Consider the following 17,410-nt stretch of genomic DNA (forward strand, 5'->3'; position numbering starts at 1 on the left):
CCTATCGTCCAGATGTCACCGGCACATTGCGAGGGTTCCCTCATGTTCAGCCTGTGAGACACCGCGGTTCCCGGACACCTTCTCGCCTACGTGCTGGCGATTTTCCCATTCTGGTTGCTGAAATGCCCGGGCCCGGCGATGATCAGGGAGATTCGCGGACAGGCGAATCGTCGCAGAAGCCCGGGAGTTGTCGTGTCTCGTTCCACCGCTCGTCCGTCCCGCCTTCGGGCCACCAGCGCCAAGCTCGCCGTGGGTGGCGTCGCCGGCCTCGCCGCACTGCTGGTCGTCGCGCCGGCCGCTCTCGCCGAGGACGCACCGACCCCGGAACCGACCGAGACCACCGACCCGGGGGCGTCCACCCCCACGCCCGACCCCACCGACGAGCCCACGACGCCGGGCGAGACCACCGAGCCGACCGAGCCGACGCCTGAGCCGACTGAAGGCACGGACCCGGCGCCTGACCCGACCACGGGCGTCCCGGGGCAGGCTCAGCTCGGCGCGCACAAGATCGACTCGAGCAAGACGGCCGAGGCCGCCGAGGTCGAGCCGGTCTTCGGCTCGCAGAAGTATCGCGTCGGCGTCCAGGTCGCCGACGGCTCCTACGTCCCGGCGGGCACGACCACGGCCGGCACGACGATCACGATCACGGAGACCGGCCCGCTCGTCCCCGACGGCAGCCGGACCGTCACCTGCGAGACCGACGCGAGCACGCAGACCATGGGGAGCACCGCGACGTACTGCCTCGCAAAGGATGTTCCCGAAACGAGCCGGGCCAAGGCGAATCTGGGCGGCGTCACCGTCACGCCAGGGAACGTGCCTCCGGACCAGGCCTTCTTCTCGGCCCCGGGGAGCACCGTCACGATCCAGCAGACCACCGTCATGCCCAACCTCCTGCGTGACACGACCACCGCGACGATCAATCCCTGCGTGGTCTCCGGCGAGGGCGATCCCTGCCCCAACTCCGGGTTCACGGCACTGTTCAACGATCCCGGTCTCCCGCCGATCGCGGTTGACGACAAGGCCACCACCGACGAAGGGGTCGCCGTCGACATCGACGTGCTCGACAACGACGACCCGGTCAACGGCGCGCCCGTCAGCGGACTGACCGTGATCTCCGACCCCGGCGACGGGACGGCGGACGTCGACAACGGCGAGATCACCTACACCCCCGATGACGGCTTCACCGGCACGGACACGTTCGACTACCGCTACAGCACCCCCAACGGCACGGCCTCGGCGACGGTCACGGTCCGCGTACGACCGAAGGAGACCTCACCGGTCGACGACCAGGTGCTACCCGACACCGGAGGCGCCGACGCGCGCCTGTTCGGCATCGGCGCCCTGCTGCTCGCCGCCGGCGGCTGGTTGACGGTCCGAGGACGCCGCCCGGGCGCTCATGCCCCTTCCGACTGAGGGGATCGACGGCTGGTGGCAGTGCCTCGCCCTCAACAGTGACGGCACTCCCACCTGGCTGGCGATCATGCCGGCCACGGCTGAGCACGGTGACGGCGTACGCCTCGAGCTGCCGGAGGAAGAGGCGACCGAGGCGCTCGACCCGCACGTCATGTGCGTGGCTCGCTTCACGGACGGCCAGGTCGCCGAGGTCGTCGTGACGGGAGACGTCGCGCCCAAGGCACCACCGCTGTGGTTCGCCGACCTGCCGGACCCGGCCGCTGCGCCGCCGACGGCCACGATCATCGCCTTCACCGGGTACGACGTGCCGGCCGGCACGCTGGTCGATCGCCCACGGCTCCGCGAGCTGGGGGCCACAACAGAGGAACAGCTCGGTGCCCTGCGGTGGTATCCCAACACCGGTGAGATCGACCAGATCTATGTCGCGCCGACCTGGCGACGCCGGAACATCGCCACAGCGATGCTCGTCGCCGCAGGCACGCTCAGCGTCGCTCGCCACGGGTCACGGCTGTGGTCCGACGGACAGCGCACCGCGATGGGCGAGCGCCTCCGCAACGCCGAGAGCTGGGCGCACCGCGCGGCGGACCTGACGCACATCCACCCACCGATGACCCCGTTCGACGAGCGCTGACCGCTAGGTCCCGCAGTCGACGTCGACCTTCAGCGTGACCTGCTTGCGGTCGTTGACGTCGGGCTTGACCGAGTCCTGGATGTCGGTGAGCACGACCGAGCCCGTCACCTTGGACCCGTCGTCGGTGATGTCGAACGGGAGATCGTCGGAGTTGATGCGGCTGTAGATCTTGCCTCCACCGGACTTGACCGTGAGGTTGTCACGCCGGTCGACACCGGGCTCCGGCTTGCCGGAGACGACCGTGAGGTTGCCGGTCTCCCCTCCGGACGAGAAGTTGCCGCTCACCTGGATGCCGCCGTCGGACGGCGCGCACACGACGTCGGTCAACGTGCCGACCAGGACGATGGCTCCCGTGGCGGAGAACGTGCCGGACGCCTCGCCTCCCGAGCCGGCCTCGGCCGGCGCGGAGGTCGCAGGCGGCTTCGCCGTGTCACCTTCCGACGGATCGTCCGATCCCCCTCCACAGCCCGCCAGCACCAACGCTGCCGCAGCCGCCACTCCCAGTCGTACGCGCATCTGGCTCACATGCATCCCCGATCGTTGTCCCACCCGAACATGTCGTGCCAGATTAACCAGATGACCTTGCTGCTCGGCATCCTGATCGGACTACTCACCTTCGTCGCGTTGCGCATCGCCCTGCATCGCCTCCTGCTCGTCAAGCTCCGGCGCGACGTCGCCGCCCTCAACGCGGGCGACCACCGACCCCTCCTCGCCGGTTATGCCCAGGACGCCGTCCTGGTGTTCACCGAGGGGGACCACCGATGGTCCGGTACGTACGTGGGCCGCGATGCGATCGGCGAGTTCCTCGAGGGGTTCATGCGGGTCGGCATCAAGGGCGAGATCACCGAGCTGTGGACCGGTGGCTGGCCGTGGTCGATGACGATCCTCGTGGGGTTCGACGATCACGCCGACGGGCCCGGCGGTGAGCGCCTCTACGAGAACCACACCGTGCTGCTGTGCCGTACACGGTGGGGCAAGATCGTCCGCCAGGAGGACTTCTACGTCGACACCGTGCGCATGATCGGCTTCGACCGCAAGCTCACCGAGCTGGGGATGTGACCGCTCCTGGCTTCGCAAAATGTGAAGTTGCGGGCCCTAAAGGCGGCCCGTGACGCCTGCAACGTCACACATCGCGAAGGCGTCTGGGTGCTAGCGGCGCTTCTTGTGCCAGATCACGACGTGCTGGTCGGCGATCAGGGCCGGCAAGTTCTGCGGGAGCTTGGTCTGCGCGAGCTCGGCCTGGAGCTCGGCGACCTTCTCCTGCAGGGCCAGCACCTGGTTCTCCAGCTCGATGACGCGCTTGACGCCCTCGAGGCCGAGGCCCTCGGCGGTGAGCCGCGCGACGGTGCGCAGCAGCTCGATGTCGCGGAGGGAGTAGCGCCGGCCGCCGCCGCCGGTGCGGCCGGCCTCGACCAGGCCGAGGCGGTCGTAGGTGCGCAGGGTCTGCGGGTGCAGCCCCGACAGCTCGGCCGCCACGCTGATCACGAAGACCTTGGCCTCGGGCCCCGGAGGGCTGAACGGAGTGGAGCTCATCAGGTCACCGCCTCGAACAATCCATCGCGGGGCGTGGATGCACCGCGCAGGTCTCGCAACGTCTCGATCGCGGCCTTGGCGTCGTCGGGCAGCTCGGTCGGCACCTGCACCTCGACCGTGACGAGCAGGTCGCCGCGTCCGCCGGCCTTCTTCATCGCGCCCTTGCCGCTGGCCCTGAACGTACGCCCGTTGGGCGTTCCCGCGGGGATCTTGATGCGTACGGGCGGCCCGTCGAGGGTGGGCACCTGGATCTGCGCGCCGAGCGCCGCCTCGTCGAACGCCACCGGCACCGTGACGGTCAGGTGATCGCCCTTGCGCCCGAACAGCTTGTGCGGCTCGACGTGCACGACCAGGAACAGGTCGCCGGCCGGCCCGCCGGCATCGCCCTTGCCGCCCTTGCCCTTGAGCCGGATGCGCTGGCCGTCCTTGACCCCGGCCGGCACCTTGACGTTGAGGGTGCGGCTCGACGGGGCCCGCCCCGAACCACGGCACACCTCGCACGGGTGCTCCACGATGAGCCCCCGGCCACGGCACTGGTCGCACGGCTCGGTCATGGCGAACAGGCCACCGGCCGTGCCGGTCACCATGCCGCTGCCCTGGCACTTGGAGCACACCTTGGGCACGGTGCCGGGCTTGGCGCCGGTGCCGTGGCAGTTGGTGCACGGCTCGTCGCTCGTCATCCGCAACGGCAGGGTCGCCCCTTCGACGGCTTGCTCGAAGGTGATCGTCGCCTCGGTCTCGAGGTCGTCGCCCTTGCGCGCCTGTGGCTGGCGCTGGCGTCCGCGCGAGCGGCCGCCGAACAGGCCACCGAAGAGATCGCTGACGTCGAAGTCGGGCTGGCCGGGTCCGCCCGGCGGACGGAACCCGGCGTTGCCGCCGCGGAACTGCCCGAACAACGTGCGCTGCTCGTCGTACTCCTTGCGCTTGTCCTTGGACGACAGCACGGCGTAGGCCTCGGAGACCTCCTTGAAGCGCTCCTCGGCCGCCTTGTTGCCCGGGTTGGAGTCGGGGTGGTTGTCGCGCGCGAGCTTGCGATAGGCCTTCTTGATGTCGTCCTGCGACGCATCCTTCTTGACGCCGAGGACCTTGTAGAAGTCCTTCGTCGCCCAGTCACTGGCTGCCATCCCGTCCTCCTTCCTGGTTACTCGTCAGGCGATTCGTCCGTGAGGACGTCCCGCTCTGCCTCTTCGATCACTGATTCTTCAGGTGCCACCGCGGCGGCCGGGTCCACCACGCCGACGGTGGCCGGTCGCAGCACCCGGTCGCCGTGCTTGTAGCCCGTACGCATGACGCTGTGGACCGTCGTCGTCTCGACCTCGCTGGACTCGCCGGCGTGGAACACCGCTTCGTGGTGCGCGGGGTCGAACGGCTCGCCCTCGGCGCCGAACGCCTGCAGCTTGTGCTTGGCGACCGCCTGCTGCAGCGCATCGGCGACGGCCTTGAAGCCACCCTCGAGCTCGCCGTGCTCATCGGCCCGGGCGATGTCGTCGAGCACGGTCAGCAACGACTGCAGCACGGCGGCCTCGCCCTGAGCGCGTACGAGCTCACGGTCGCGGTCGACGCGCCGCTTGTAGTTGACGTACTCCGCCTGGAGCCGCTGGAGGTCAGCCGTGCGCTCGGCCAGCTGCTCCTCCAGGGTGGGCTCCTTCGGCTCGGCCGGGGCCTCCGCCGGCTGAGTCTCCTCAGCCGGCGGCGCCTCCTGCTCGGGGACCGAGCCCTCGTCGGGCTGGGTCACTTCGTCTCGCCCTCGTTCTTGGCGGCGTCGTCCTCGTCGTCGACGATCTCGGCCTCGACGACGTCACCGTCGTCGTCGGCCGCGTCGGCGGTGGGGGCGTCGGCTCCGGCGGCCTGGGCCTCCGCAGCGGCAGCGGCGTACATCGCCTCGCCCATCTTGGAGCTCGACTCGCCGAGCTTGGTCACGGCCGCCTGGATGGCGTCCGCGTCCTCACCCTTGAGGGCTTCGTTGAGCGCGTCGAGGTCGGCCTGCACCTCGGTCTTGACGTCGTCGCCGACCTTGTCGCCGTTCTCCGCGAGGAACTTCTCGGTGGAGTGCGACAGCGACTCGGCCTGGTTGCGGACCTCGACGGCCTCACGGCGCTTGCGGTCCTCCTCGGCGTACTGCTCGGCGTCCTTGACCATCTTGTCGATGTCGTCCTTGGACAGCGCGGAGCCGCCCGTGATCGTCATCGACTGCTCCTTGCCGGTGCCACGGTCCTTGGCGGACACGTTGACGATGCCGTTGGCGTCGATGTCGAACGTGACCTCGATCTGCGGCACGCCGCGCGGCGCCGGGGGCAGCCCGGTGAGCTCGAACGTGGCCAGCAGCTGGTTGCCGGAGGCCATCTCGCGCTCGCCCTGGTAGACCTGGATCGCCACGGACGGCTGGTTGTCGTCGGCCGTCGTGAAGACCTCGGACCGCTTGGTCGGGATCGTCGTGTTGCGCTCGATGAGCTTGGTCATGACGCCGCCCTTGGTCTCGATGCCGAGGCTCAGCGGGGTGACGTCGAGCAGGAGCACGTCCTTGACCTCGCCCTTGAGGACACCGGCCTGCAGGCTCGCACCGATCGCGACGACCTCGTCGGGGTTGACGCCCTTGTTGGGCTCCTTGCCACCCGTGAGCTCCTTGACGAGCGCGGTGACGGCGGGCATGCGGGTCGAGCCGCCGACCAGCACGACGTGGTCGATCGCGCTCAGCTGGATGCCGGCGTCCTTGATCACGCTGTTGAACGGCGCCTTGGTGCGCTCGAGCAGGTCGTGCGTGATCTTCTCGAACTCGGCGCGGGTCAGCGTCTCGTCGAGGAACACGGGGTTCTTCTCGGCGTCGACCGTGATGTAGGGCAGGTTGATCGACGTCGAGGACGAGCTCGACAGCTCGATCTTGGCGCGCTCGGCGGCCTCACGGACGCGGGGCATGGCCATCTTGTCCTTGGTCAGGTCGAGGCCCGTGCTGCTCTTGAACCGGGTGACGATCCAGTCGACGATCTTCTCGTCCCAGTCGTCACCACCGAGGTGGTTGTCACCGCTGGTCGCCTTGACCTCGATGACGCCGTCACCGATCTCGAGCAGGGACACGTCGAACGTGCCGCCGCCGAGGTCGAACACGAGGATCGTCTGGTCGTCGGCCTTGTCGAGACCGTAGGCCAGCGCGGCCGCGGTGGGCTCGTTGATGATGCGGCTGACGTTGAGGCCCGCGATCTCGCCGGCCTCCTTGGTCGCCTGACGCTGGTGGTCGTTGAAGTAGGCCGGCACGGTGATGACCGCGTCAGTGACGGGCTCACCGAGGTAGGCCTCGGCGTCCCGCTTGAGCTTCTGCAGGATGAACGCGGAGATCTGCTGCGGCGTGAACGTCTTGCCGTCGATCTCGGTCTTCCAGTCCGTGCCGATATGGCGCTTGACCGAACGAATCGTGCGATCCACGTTGGTCACGCCCTGGCGCTTGGCGACCTCGCCGGCCAGCACCTCGCCGTCCTTGGCGAACGCGACGACCGACGGGGTCGTACGCGCGCCCTCGGCGTTGGCGATGACGGTGGGCTCGCCGCCTTCGAGTACGGCGACGACCGAGTTGGTCGTGCCGAGGTCAATTCCGACCGCTCTGGCCATGGTGTTTCCTCCTGCTGTTGGGTGCCTATGGTGACTTCAAGAATGTGTGTCAACTGACTTGAGTCTGATGTTATCAACTTTGACCTGAGCCAATTCATTCCGGGTGCCGCAAAGAAGTTCCGATACGTTTTGGGCATGAAGCCACTCCTGCGTGTTGCCACTGTCGGTCTCGTCCTCGTGCTCGCCGGCTGCGGCGGAAGCGGGAGCGATGGCGGCGACGGCAAGAAGGGATCGGATGCCGGCGCCGCGTCCAAGAGCACCGTGTCTCCCGCGACCGGGCAGAAGATCAGCGGCAAGGGCTACTCGTTCACCGCTCCGGAGGGGTGGAAGAAGCCGTCCTCCGACGTCCCGGGCACTGAGCAGGCGGACACGTTCGTCGCCGATCTCGGCGACGACGACGGGTTCGCGGACAACATGAACGTGGTCCGGCTGGACCCCGCACCCATCAAGGATCTCGACACGTTGGAGCCGGCCCTCACGAAGGAGCTGGAGAGCGTCGGCGCCCAGGACATCTCGTTGCGCGACCGGGCCGAGGTGGCCGATGAGACCGCGGCCCACGTCGTGTCGACCTTCACCCAGCAGGGCAAGTCGTACCGCGCGGAGCAGTACAACGCGATCCACGACGGAGTGTCCTACGTCATCACGTTCTCGTTCAGCCCGAGCGTGGCCGAGGGCGACCGCGACAAGACCGCAGCCTCGGTCCTGGCCACCTGGACATGGGACTCCTGATCCCGCGCCCTGCAGCTGCACCTGACTGGGTCTACTGTGACCGCATGAGCGAGGCCGATGACCGCAGCGACGCCTGGGCACGTACGGCCCACGAGCTCGTCACCGAGACGGCGTCGCGGCAGATCTCCCGCGACATCGCGCACCTCGCCGAGATCGAGGTCGACAGCCACGGGATCCACGCCGTGTCTCCCCCTCCGGGCTACGTGGCACCGCCGTCCGGGGTCATCACGACGCACGTGCTCGCACGCTCCCGCGACGTCCCGGAGGCAACCGTCGAGACCCGCGTCGCGGTGTGGGTGGCCAAGGAGCCCAACGAGCCCGCCGTGCTGCTGACCCGAGTCGGCAGCGACCGGGTGCTCGAGCTGTCCGCGTCGGACCTGGAGCCGGAGCCCACCGCCCAGGCGCGCAGCCAGGTCAACGACTACGTCGCCGTCGTGATCGCCCACATGGTCTCGGCGCTCAACGCCGCGATGCAACGCACGTACGGCCATGAGTCCGAGGTCGGCGAGCCGGAGTACGGCGAGAGCTGAACGAGAGCGGCGTCAGCTCCTGTCCTCGGCAGTGAGAGGCCTGGCGATGTTCTCCAGCGACTCACCCTCGGCCTTGACGCCCAGGAAGATCGCGACGATGCCGGCACCGATCATGAGCCCGGCCCCGATGAAGTAGCCGATCGCGATCTGCGTGATGTCCTTGGACTCCGTCGCGTCGTCGATCAGCCGGCCGAACAGCAGCGGCCCGGCGATGCCACCGATCGCGGTGCCGACGGCATAGAAGAACGCGATGCACAGCGCGCGGGTCTCCATGGGGAACACCTCGCTGGCCGTCAGGTAGGCGGCGCTGGCCCCGGCCGACGCGATGAAGAACACCGCAGCGCCGAAGATCGTCAGCGTGGTCGCGGTGAGGTGGCCGAGCGACAGCCCCGCGATCGCCAGCAACGTGCCCGACAGGATGTAGGTGCCGGCGATCATCGGCACCCGGCCGACCTTGTCGAAGAACGGCCCGAGGACGAGTGCGCCGACGAAGTTGCTGAAGGCGAACACGGCGACGTACCAACCGGTCTGCTTGACGTCGAGGAACGTCGAGAGCGTGTCGCCGTACGTGAAGAAGAACGCGTTGTAGAGGAACGCCTGGCCGGCGAACAGCGCCAGGCAGAGGACCGTGCGGCGCGGATAGAGCGCGAACACCGTGTGCGCGATCGTGGTGAACGGGATCGTCCGGCGCTGCCGGATCGTGATGGTCTCGTCGACCGGCTCGAGCTCGAGGTGGTCCTCCTCCTCGACGGTCCGCTCGATCTCCTTGACGATGCGCTCGCCCTCCTCCTCGCGACCGTGGATGAACAGCCAGCGGGGGCTCTCCGGCACGTTGCGGCGCACCCACAGCACGGCGAACCCGAGGATCGCCCCGAGCCCGAACGCGAACCGCCAGCCGATGCCCTGGTCGACGACGTTGGGATCGGTCAGCGGGATCGTGAGCAGGGCGCCGGCCATCGCGCCGACCCAGAACGAGCCGTTGATCGCGATGTCGATGCGGCCGCGATACTTCGCCGGGATGAGCTCGTCGATCGCGGAGTTGATCGCCGCGTACTCGCCACCGATGCCCGTGCCGGTGATGAAGCGGCAGACGAAGTACCAGAGCGGGCTCATCGAGAACGCCGTCAGGACCGTGCCCGCGAGATAGACCAGCAGCGTCAGCATGAACAGCTTCTTGCGGCCGAACCGGTCGGTCAGCTGCCCGAAGAACAACGCGCCGAGGCAGGCACCCGCGACGTAGACCGCTCCGGCCATGCCGACGTCGGAGCTGCTCAGCCCGAGCCCGTTGTCCTGGTCCTTGAGCACGTCGGAGAGGTTGCCGACGATCGTCACCTCGAGCCCGTCGAGGATCCAGACGGTGCCCAGCCCGATCACGATCAGCCAGTGCCACCTGGCCCACGGCAACCGGTCCATCCTGGCGGGGATGTCCGTGGTGATGCGACCGATCTCAGGGCTCTTCGACGACTTCTCCGTGGTGGACATGGGTCGTCGTTACCCCCGCGATGGCAGCGTCAATCAGTCACGGTGGCGGCGCGCGCGAGCAACAGGGCCTTCTCCCGCTCGTTCTGCGTCAGGCCGGCCGCCCGCTCGAACTCCGCCCGGGCCTCGTCAGCCCGGCCCAGCTTGGCCAGCAGGTCGCCGCGCACGCTCGGCAGCAGGTGATAGCCCTCGAGCGCGGGTACGGCCATCAGCTGGTCGGCGAGCGCGAGGCCGGCCGCGGGACCTTCCGACATCCCGAGGGCGACAGCGCGGTTGAGCTCGACGACAGCGGAGCCGGAGAGGACCGCGAGCGACTCGTAGAGCTGTGCGATCCGCGCCCAGTCGGTCTCCTCGGCGGTGCGGGCACGGGCGTGGCACGCGGCGATGCCGGCCTGGAGGACGTACGGCCCGGGCGGTCGCCCGAACGACTCGGCCCGCTCCAGGGCGGCGAGGCCGCGGCGGATCAGGAGCTGGTCCCAGCGGGACCGGTCCTGCTCGAGCAGCAGGACCGGTGCTCCGTCAGCATCCGTACGAGCGGCCGCCCGCGACGACTGGATCTCCATCAGCGCGAGCAGCCCGTGGACCTCCGGCTCCCTGGGCGCCAGCGTCGCGAGGATGCGGCCCAGCCGTACGGCCTCGTCGCACAGCGCCGGCCGCAGCCAGTCGTCGCCGGCGGTTGCCGAGTAGCCCTCGTTGAACAGCAGGTAGAGCACGCCGAGCACTGCTGAGAGCCTGGCCGCCCGCTCGTCCTCCGCCGGCTCCTCCATGGGGGCGTCGACCTCCGCGAGGGCCTTCTTGGCCCGGGTGATCCGCGCGCCGATCGTGGTGTCCGACGTCAGGAACGACCGCGCGATCTCCTTGGTCGTGAGTCCTGCGAGCAGCCGCAGGGTCAGCGTGATCTGGGCCTCCGACGAGAGCACCGGGTGGCAGCAGATGAACATCAGCCGCAGGACGTCGTCCTCGACATGGTCGATCGACGACTCGATACCGGCCACGACGTCCTCCTTCCGTTCCCCGATCTCCCCGTACGCCTTGTCCTGCCGCTCGCGGCGCCGGAACGTGTCGATCGCGCGACGCTTCGCCACGGCCATCAGCCAGGCCCCGGGCTTGTCCGGCACACCGGACTCCGGCCACGTGGCGAGCGCCGCTTCGAGGGCGTCCTGCGCGAGGTCCTCTGCGAGTCCCACGTCCCGGGTGATGCGCACGAGCGCGGCGATGAGCTTCGTCGACTCGACGCGCCACACCGCCTCGACCGAGCGGTGGAGGTCTTCAGCGGCCATGACACCGATCCAACCATCACCGCCCGGGCGGCGGGTACTGCTGCGGTGACGGGTCAGCCGTCGGTCAGGCTCCCGGCCACCTGGCGGAGCTCGGTGACGACCTCGAGCTCGGGCCAGTGCTCGACGTGGAGGTCGACGAAGCCACGCGTCCACGCCACGGCATCCTCCTGGGTCGGGGCGTCGATCAGCATGAACCCGCCGACGACCTCCTTGGCCTCCGCGAACGGCCCGTCGGTCAGCACGACCTCTCCGTCCCGCGACGCGACACGGGTCGCGGCCGAGGTCGGTGCGAGACCGGCGTCGGTGATGACCTTGGCGTGCGACTGGTCCGCCACGTGGGCGAACATGGCATCGATCAGACCCTCCGGCGGCTCACCGCCGGCGTTCTCGTCGACATGGATCAGCACCAGGTAACGCATGGATCAGCCCTCCATGTCCGGGCCGAAGACCTGACGCACGACGCTGGTGCCCTCGAAGCCGGGCCAGGTGTCGAGGTGGATCTGCATGAACCGGCGCGACCACTCGATGGCCTCCTCGACGGAGCGCACCTCGTACATGCCGTAGCCGCCGATGACCTCCTTGGCCTCCGTGAAGGGGCCGTCGGTGATCGTGAGCTTGCCCCCCGCGATGCGGATGTGCGGGCTGGACTGGATCTCGCCGAGACCGCCCTGGTCGACGACGACCCCGGCCGCGACGGCTTCAGCGCCGAACGCGCCGATCGCCTCGAACAGCTCAGGCGGCGGCGGGCCCCAGGGCTGGGCGGGATCGGACTCGATGTAGCTGAGGAATCGCATGATGTCTCCTTGCGTCGGTGGCGGCCCGTCCGGACCAGCCTTTCACTCGTACGTCGCCCGGCGGGCCCCGAATTCGACACGCCACCGGAAAAAGTTTGGAGAACGTGCGGTGACGCCGATCCGACGCGGGTCTCAACCTGGTCTCACATCGCCCGGAACAGCACTCCCGGGCGTTGCTGCAGCCATACGTTGACGGCGTACGTCCACCGTCGTGATCACCTCAGGGGCCCCATCATGCGCAAGCTCTTCGTCATCCTGGTCGCGGCTGCCGCGATCCTCGTACCCACCCATTCCGCCACGGCCGCGACCGCCAAGTACACGGTCAGCTCCGCGGTCTCCACGTCCTCCATCGACCTCGGCAAGACCTTCGTGCTCTCCGGGACGGTCTCACCGAACGCCAAGGGCAAGACCGTCAAGGTCCAGCGGCAGTACGCCGGCGGGGCGTGGACCACGATCCTGACCAAGACGCTGTCCTCGACGAGCAAGTACTCCGCCACGATCAAGCCCAGCAAGGCCGGCGCCACCAGGTACCGCGTCGTCAAGGCCCCCAGCAGCACACGCGCCACAGGCGTCAGCTCGACCCGCACCGTCACGATCTACCGCTGGCGCTACCTGATCGGCCTGCCCAACACGAGCTCGACGCAGGCAGCCGTCTTCCGGGGCGACCTCTACGTCAAGGGCACCTACTTCCCCAGCTCGTTCTCGATCAAGCAGGACGAGTACGTCGACTGGAACCTGACCGGCAAGGCGTGCAACCGGCTCAAGACGTACATCGGGATCGACGACGACTCGGTCTCGGGCACGACCGGCACGGCCTACATCACCGACGGAGGTCTCGACGTCATCAACAGCGAGACGACGTTGGCCAAGCAGCAGAGCGCCCGGTACGTGCTCGTGAACCTCTCGAGCAGCACGATCCGCTTCCTGCCGGGAGTCGTCTCCTCGAGCCCTTCCCAGGCGTGGATGGGCTATGGCAGCCCGCAGGTGCACTGCGCCTCCTGAGGGTGACGCACGAGACATGGCACGCAGTTGAACGTGTTCAGAAACAGGACTAGTGTCTGAGACGACCTAGTTGAACACGTTCAAAAGATGGAGCTGTCATGACCTGGACCCTCGGCGCCTACGTCGCCTATCTGCTCATCGCCGTCCCGATCACGGTGTGGGTCGCCTCGACCCTGTCGCGCAACGGGCGGGTCTTCCTCGCCGACGTCTTCGAGAGCCCGGCGCTCGCCGACGCGGTCAACCGGCTGCTGGTCGTCGGCTTCTACCTGCTCAACCTCGGCTTCGTGATCCTCTACGTACGCGGCGGTGGCGAGGTCGACGACCTGACGGAGCTGTTCGAGACGCTGAGCGTCAAGGTCGGCATCGTCATGCTGGTGCTCGGGGTGGTGCACTTCGTCAACGTCATGGTGTTCTCGTCGATGCGCCGGCGCAGCCGCCACGACGCCGTCCGCGCGCAGTGGATGCAGCAGGCGCAGCCGTACAGTCCCCCGGTGCCCCAGCGCTGAGCGGCGCCGGACGACTAGATTGGCGATCGTGACCGACAGCGCTCCCCGCTCCAGCAAGGCCGAGCAGACCAGGCAGTCGATCATCGACGCGGCGATGCGACTGTTCCGGTCGGGCGGCTACGACCAGGCCACGATGCGGGCGATCGCCGAGGAGGCCGGCGTCTCGGTCGGCAACGCGTACTACTACTTCTCGTCCAAGGAACACCTGATCCAGGCGTACTACGACCAGATCCAGTCAGCGCACGCCGAGGCGTCGGAGCAGCCGCTCACCACCGAGACCGACTTCAGCGGCCGGCTGCGCGGCGTGCTCCTCGCGTGGGTCGACGTCTCGGAGCCCTATCACGAGTTCGCCGGCAAGTTCTTCAAGAACGCCGCCGAGCCCAGCAGCCCGCTGTCCCCGTTCAGCGAGGACTCCGCTGCGGCGCGAGAGGCGGCGATCGAGCTGCACCGCCGGGTCATCGCCGACTCGGACCTCAAGCTCGCCAAGGGGCTGCGCGACGAGCTGCCCGAGCTGCTGTGGCTGCTGCAGATGGGCATCGTGCTGTTCTGGGTGCACGACACCAGCGAGGACCAACGGCGTACGCGCGACCTCATCGAGCAGTCGGTGCCGATCATCGACCGGATGCTGCGGCTGACGCGCCTCCCGGGCGTACGCGGTGTGGTCGAGGACATCGTGGGCCTGATCCACATGATCAGGCCTTGAGGCGGGACTAGCCCGGCGGATCGGCCGTCTCGACCAGCTTGGCGACGACAGCTAGGACCAGGGCGATCACGCAGCACAGCATCGTGACTGAGAACCCGATGACGAACGTCTCGTGCGCCGCACCGGCGGAGCCGAGGAAGCGCACCACGATGGCGGCGCCGGCGGACAGGCAGGTGCCCACGACGGCGAGGTCGAGGGTGGCTCTCACGAGCTCCCGCGAGGTGCGCGGCACGGGCATGCCCTCACAGTAGGGCCCGGTCAGCGCACGGCGACGACGATCACGCCGACGGCAACACCGACGATCAGGACACCGACGACCGACGCCAGCATCACGGGGCCGCCGAATCCCGGCAGCGGCTCGCCCGTGCGGATCGCCCGCTCGGTGGCCCGCCAACGGGTCCAGGACTGGGTGATCGCGAGCCCGGCCGCGGCCAGCAGGCAGAGCGACGCCGCCGTCTTGACCCAGGTGTCGAGGTCGAGTGCGGGCGTGTGCACGGCGACCGCACCGGCCAGCAGGGCGAGCGACGTGCGGATCCACGCGAGGAACGTACGTTCGTTGGCCAGCGTCAGGCGGGCATCGGGCTCCTCGCCCTCGGCGAAGACGTGCTTGGGGAAGCGGCCGGTCATGCGGTCACGGTCGCGTGCGCGGCGCACATCTGGTCGTCCTGCAGGCACCCGTCGCAGCGAACCATCTGGCGTACGCACGACACGTCGCCGCAGTCGGCCACGTGGTTGGTGGGCGTCTCGCAGGTGTCGCAGCTGCCGACGAGGGCGGTGTGGTCGGAGAAGTCCATCGTGATGCGGTCGTCGAAGACGTAGAGCGAGCCTTCCCAGAGGCCGTCGTCGCCGTAGGCCTCGCCGTACGTCGCGATGCCGCCGTCGAGCTGATAGACCTCCTGGAACCCGCGGTGCTTCATCAGCGGGGTGAGCACCTCGCAACGGATCCCACCGGTGCAGTAGGTGACGACCGGCTGGTCCTTGAGGTGGTCGTACGCCCCGCTGTCGAGCGCGGCGATGAACTCACGGGTCGTCTCGACCGGTGGCCGCACCGCGCCGGCGAAGTGACCGATCGCCGACTCGATCTGGTTGCGGCCGTCGAAGAAGACGACGTCCTTGGACTCGACGAGGGCGTGCAGCTCGGCCGGCGTGAGGTGCGTGCCGCCGTCGACGACACCGTGCTCGTCGACCTCGAGCTCGTCCGGCGCGCCGAACGTCACGAGCTCGTCGCGCACCCGGACACTGAGCCTCGGGAAGTCCGCGGTGGTCCCGTCCTCGCGGGCGCGGCCCTCGCTCCACTTGAAGTCGATGTCCTTGAACGGCGCGTAGGCACGGGTGCCGCGGACGTACTTCTTCAGCTGGACGACGTCACCGCCAAGGGTCGCGTTGATGCCGTCCTTGGTGATGATGATGCGGCCACGGATGCCGAGCGAGTCGCACAGCGTGTGCTGCCACAGCCGGATCGCCTCGGGGTCGGCCAGGGGGCTGAAGGCGTAGAACAGCAGGACTTTCGGGGTGGCCACGGGCTCGATTCTAGTGGGCCGGAACGGCGTCCGGCGTCAGACGAGGGACCCGCAGGCCCAGGCCACCGGCGAGCAGGCACGCGAGCGCGACGGCAACCATGAATGGCGTGAACACCGAGTCGGCTGACCACGTCGTCGCCGCCCAGCCGGCAAGCACCGTCGGCACCGCCATCGCGAGGTAGGCCAGGACGTAGAACGCCGACATGACCTCGCCGCGGTGCGCCGCCGGCACGACCTGTCCGAGGTGGCGCAGTGAGCTGCCGAACGCCAGGCCGAAGAAGAACCCGAGGATCGCGGCCGCGGCGACGATCTCCCAACGCCCACCCGCGTCGACGGCGGCGACGGTGATGAGGAGCGCCGCTGCGGTGCCGAAGTCGCCCGTGATGGCTGCGCGCTTCGCCGGGACGCGGACCGCGAGGAGCTGGCTGACGCCGGCGAAGGCCGCCATGACCGCCACCACGCCGCCGCCGAACACGAGGTTGTCGGTGCCGGCAGCGCGCGACGCGATGCCCGGGACGAGCGACAGGAACACGCCCAGCACCGACCAGGACGCCATGACGCCGAGAGCCGAGAAGCTGAAGTCGGCGGCGATCGACGCCGGCACCCGGGGGCGGGCGATGTGCAGCGCCACGGCCCGGCCGTCGCGGTGGGTCTCGCGCATGAGGATCACGGCGACGAGTCCGAGCGCGGTGAGGACGGCCAGCGCGGCGTACGGGGCGACCAGGGGCGACGGGCCGTACTGCGCGTCGACCGCCGTGCCGACCACCGCGATCGTGATGCCGATGTTGAAGGCGACGCCCGTACGCTTGCCGGTCGCCGCGCCCTCCGCGGGCCGCAGGTCGAGCAGGGCGGCCGACCCGGCGACGACGATCGCACCGACGGCGAAGCCGTGGAGCACACGCGCCACCAGGAGAGCCGCCACACCGCCCGCGGTCATGAACACGACGAGGCCCGCGATCAGCGTGGCCACGGCCGTCAGGAGCACCCGGCGACGCCCGAACCGGTCGGAGATCGAGCCGACGACGAGGACGCTGACGAGGGCGGCGACGGCGTACGCCGAGAACACGACGGTCGTCGTGATCGGCGCGAAGTGCCACTCGTCGGCGTACAGACCGTAGAGCGGCGCCGGCGACGCCGAGATGCCGATCGCCAGGGCCATGAGCGCCAACAGCGCGGGATAGGCCCAGCGCTGCGTCTCACGCGTCTCGGTCGCTGCTGTGGCGGGGCTCGTGGCGAGGCTCATGTCGACTCCTGGCGGTGGTGCTAAGTTGGATGCTGATCGAACTCAGTCACCGTAGCACGAGTTCGATGCTTGTCGAACCTCTGAGGAGATGTGATGCCGGACACGACGCAGGACGAGCTCGTCGCCGTCGCCGAGGTCGGCTCGGTGCAGGACGTCCTCCAGGCCATCGCAGACCCGGTGCGGCTCGAGATGGTGCGCCGGCTCGCCGCCTCGGCCAGCCTGATGCAGCCGTGCAACGCCTTGTACGACGACATCGGCAAGTCGACCGCCAGCCACCACTTCAAGGTGCTGCGCGAGAGCGGCCTGACCGAGCGCCTGATCGTCGACGGGCAAGCCCACCAACGGCTGCGGCTGGACGAGGTCGGCGAGCGCTACCCCGGCCTGCTCGACACCGTCATCAAGGCCCTCGACGACTGAACGCACCAGTCCATGGCCGTTCGGGCCCAG

22 protein-coding genes are annotated in these 17,410 nt (G+C 68.9%); 9 read left to right on the top strand and 13 right to left on the bottom strand.

The window, feature by feature from the left end; translation table 11 throughout:
- Positions 1-192 precede the first annotated feature (192 nt).
- The gene (locus tag ASE12_RS10095) at positions 193-1,413 is read left to right on the top strand and encodes an Ig-like domain-containing protein (RefSeq protein WP_157412885.1); all 1,221 of its coding nucleotides are present in this window, start codon (positions 193-195) and stop codon (positions 1,411-1,413) included.
- On the top strand, positions 1,397-2,044 hold the full coding sequence (locus tag ASE12_RS10100) for a GNAT family N-acetyltransferase (protein WP_056399927.1): 648 nt from the start codon (positions 1,397-1,399) through the stop codon (positions 2,042-2,044). The genes ASE12_RS10095 and ASE12_RS10100 overlap by 17 nt, the downstream gene beginning before the upstream one ends.
- 3 nt (positions 2,045-2,047) lie before the next feature.
- Here ASE12_RS10100 and ASE12_RS10105 read toward each other — a convergent pair whose 3' ends face one another.
- Positions 2,048-2,575: a hypothetical protein gene (locus ASE12_RS10105; RefSeq protein WP_157412886.1), complete on the bottom strand. Its 528-nt coding sequence runs from the start codon at positions 2,573-2,575 to the stop codon at positions 2,048-2,050.
- Positions 2,576-2,620: 45 nt separating this feature from the next.
- On the opposite strand from ASE12_RS10105, the gene ASE12_RS20365 reads away from it, so the two are divergent.
- Entirely contained in the window at positions 2,621-3,103 is a 483-nt protein-coding gene (locus ASE12_RS20365) for a nuclear transport factor 2 family protein (protein WP_157412887.1), read from the top strand.
- 90 nt (positions 3,104-3,193) lie between these two features.
- On the opposite strand, the gene ASE12_RS10115 is transcribed toward ASE12_RS20365, so the two are convergent.
- From ASE12_RS10115 to dnaK, 4 genes are read right to left on the bottom strand one after another with little or no spacing between them, the layout of a single operon-like run.
- Positions 3,194-3,577: a heat shock protein transcriptional repressor HspR gene (locus tag ASE12_RS10115; RefSeq protein ID WP_056399931.1), complete on the bottom strand. Its 384-nt coding sequence runs from the start codon at positions 3,575-3,577 to the stop codon at positions 3,194-3,196.
- Positions 3,577-4,701 carry a molecular chaperone DnaJ gene (gene dnaJ / locus ASE12_RS10120; protein WP_056399934.1) on the bottom strand — a complete coding sequence of 375 codons (1,125 nt, stop codon included), beginning with the start codon at positions 4,699-4,701 and terminating at the stop codon, positions 3,577-3,579. The genes ASE12_RS10115 and dnaJ overlap by 1 nt, the downstream gene beginning before the upstream one ends.
- A gap of 17 nt (positions 4,702-4,718) precedes the next feature.
- Positions 4,719-5,312, bottom strand: a complete 594-nt coding sequence (gene grpE / locus ASE12_RS10125) for a nucleotide exchange factor GrpE (RefSeq protein WP_056399937.1) — start codon at positions 5,310-5,312, stop codon at positions 4,719-4,721.
- Positions 5,309-7,177, bottom strand: coding sequence for a molecular chaperone DnaK (gene dnaK / locus ASE12_RS10130; protein ID WP_056399939.1), 1,869 nt, complete (start codon positions 7,175-7,177; stop codon positions 5,309-5,311). Before dnaK ends, grpE begins: the two co-directional genes overlap by 4 nt.
- A gap of 135 nt (positions 7,178-7,312) precedes the next feature.
- Here dnaK and ASE12_RS10135 point away from each other — a divergent pair, with 135 nt between their 5' ends.
- A complete protein-coding gene (locus ASE12_RS10135) occupies positions 7,313-7,906 on the top strand; it encodes a hypothetical protein (RefSeq protein WP_056399941.1) in 594 nt (197 codons plus the stop codon).
- 44 nt (positions 7,907-7,950) lie between these two features.
- The gene (locus tag ASE12_RS10140; protein ID WP_056399943.1) at positions 7,951-8,436 is read left to right on the top strand and encodes a hypothetical protein; all 486 of its coding nucleotides are present in this window, start codon (positions 7,951-7,953) and stop codon (positions 8,434-8,436) included.
- A gap of 12 nt (positions 8,437-8,448) precedes the next feature.
- On the opposite strand, the gene ASE12_RS10145 is transcribed toward ASE12_RS10140, so the two are convergent.
- Genes ASE12_RS10145 through ASE12_RS10160 form a run of 4 tightly spaced genes read right to left on the bottom strand, consistent with a single transcriptional unit; the run spans position 8,449 to position 11,989 of the window.
- The gene (locus ASE12_RS10145; RefSeq protein WP_056399946.1) at positions 8,449-9,918 is read right to left on the bottom strand and encodes an MFS transporter; all 1,470 of its coding nucleotides are present in this window, start codon (positions 9,916-9,918) and stop codon (positions 8,449-8,451) included.
- A 29-nt stretch (positions 9,919-9,947) separates the two neighbouring features.
- Positions 9,948-11,195 carry an RNA polymerase sigma factor gene (locus ASE12_RS10150; protein WP_056399947.1) on the bottom strand — a complete coding sequence of 416 codons (1,248 nt, stop codon included), beginning with the start codon at positions 11,193-11,195 and terminating at the stop codon, positions 9,948-9,950.
- A 53-nt stretch (positions 11,196-11,248) separates the two neighbouring features.
- Complete coding sequence (locus ASE12_RS10155; RefSeq protein WP_056399948.1) at positions 11,249-11,614, bottom strand: YciI family protein; 366 nt, start codon at positions 11,612-11,614, stop codon at positions 11,249-11,251.
- A gap of 3 nt (positions 11,615-11,617) precedes the next feature.
- Positions 11,618-11,989 (bottom strand): YciI family protein, encoded by a 372-nt coding sequence (locus ASE12_RS10160; RefSeq protein WP_056399951.1) that lies wholly within the window; start codon positions 11,987-11,989, stop codon positions 11,618-11,620.
- 234 nt (positions 11,990-12,223) lie between these two features.
- On the opposite strand from ASE12_RS10160, the gene ASE12_RS10165 reads away from it, so the two are divergent.
- From ASE12_RS10165 to ASE12_RS10175, 3 genes are all read left to right on the top strand, one after another.
- Entirely contained in the window at positions 12,224-12,991 is a 768-nt protein-coding gene (locus ASE12_RS10165; protein ID WP_056399954.1) for a hypothetical protein, read from the top strand.
- A gap of 98 nt (positions 12,992-13,089) precedes the next feature.
- Positions 13,090-13,497, top strand: a complete 408-nt coding sequence (locus ASE12_RS10170) for a hypothetical protein (RefSeq protein ID WP_056399956.1) — start codon at positions 13,090-13,092, stop codon at positions 13,495-13,497.
- A 28-nt stretch (positions 13,498-13,525) separates the two neighbouring features.
- Entirely contained in the window at positions 13,526-14,200 is a 675-nt protein-coding gene (locus tag ASE12_RS10175) for a TetR family transcriptional regulator (RefSeq protein WP_200954998.1), read from the top strand.
- A 7-nt stretch (positions 14,201-14,207) separates the two neighbouring features.
- Here the strand turns inward: ASE12_RS10175 and ASE12_RS10180 are convergent, their stop codons facing one another.
- Genes ASE12_RS10180 through ASE12_RS10195 form a run of 4 tightly spaced genes read right to left on the bottom strand, consistent with a single transcriptional unit; the run spans position 14,208 to position 16,963 of the window.
- Positions 14,208-14,438 carry a hypothetical protein gene (locus ASE12_RS10180; protein ID WP_056399959.1) on the bottom strand — a complete coding sequence of 77 codons (231 nt, stop codon included), beginning with the start codon at positions 14,436-14,438 and terminating at the stop codon, positions 14,208-14,210.
- Positions 14,439-14,458: 20 nt separating this feature from the next.
- Positions 14,459-14,827 carry a YidH family protein gene (locus ASE12_RS10185; protein ID WP_056404728.1) on the bottom strand — a complete coding sequence of 123 codons (369 nt, stop codon included), beginning with the start codon at positions 14,825-14,827 and terminating at the stop codon, positions 14,459-14,461.
- A complete protein-coding gene (locus ASE12_RS10190; protein ID WP_056399970.1) occupies positions 14,824-15,720 on the bottom strand; it encodes a rhodanese-related sulfurtransferase in 897 nt (298 codons plus the stop codon). The genes ASE12_RS10185 and ASE12_RS10190 overlap by 4 nt, the downstream gene beginning before the upstream one ends.
- Positions 15,721-15,730: 10 nt before the next feature.
- Positions 15,731-16,963 carry an MFS transporter gene (locus ASE12_RS10195; RefSeq protein ID WP_056399973.1) on the bottom strand — a complete coding sequence of 411 codons (1,233 nt, stop codon included), beginning with the start codon at positions 16,961-16,963 and terminating at the stop codon, positions 15,731-15,733.
- Between the two features lie 93 nt (positions 16,964-17,056).
- On the opposite strand from ASE12_RS10195, the gene ASE12_RS10200 reads away from it, so the two are divergent.
- Positions 17,057-17,380, top strand: a complete 324-nt coding sequence (locus ASE12_RS10200; RefSeq protein ID WP_056399978.1) for a helix-turn-helix transcriptional regulator — start codon at positions 17,057-17,059, stop codon at positions 17,378-17,380.
- Positions 17,381-17,410: the final 30 nt, after the last annotated feature.

It is taken from the genome of Aeromicrobium sp. Root236 (assembly GCF_001428805.1).
Lineage (GTDB): Bacteria > Actinomycetota > Actinomycetes > Propionibacteriales > Nocardioidaceae > Aeromicrobium.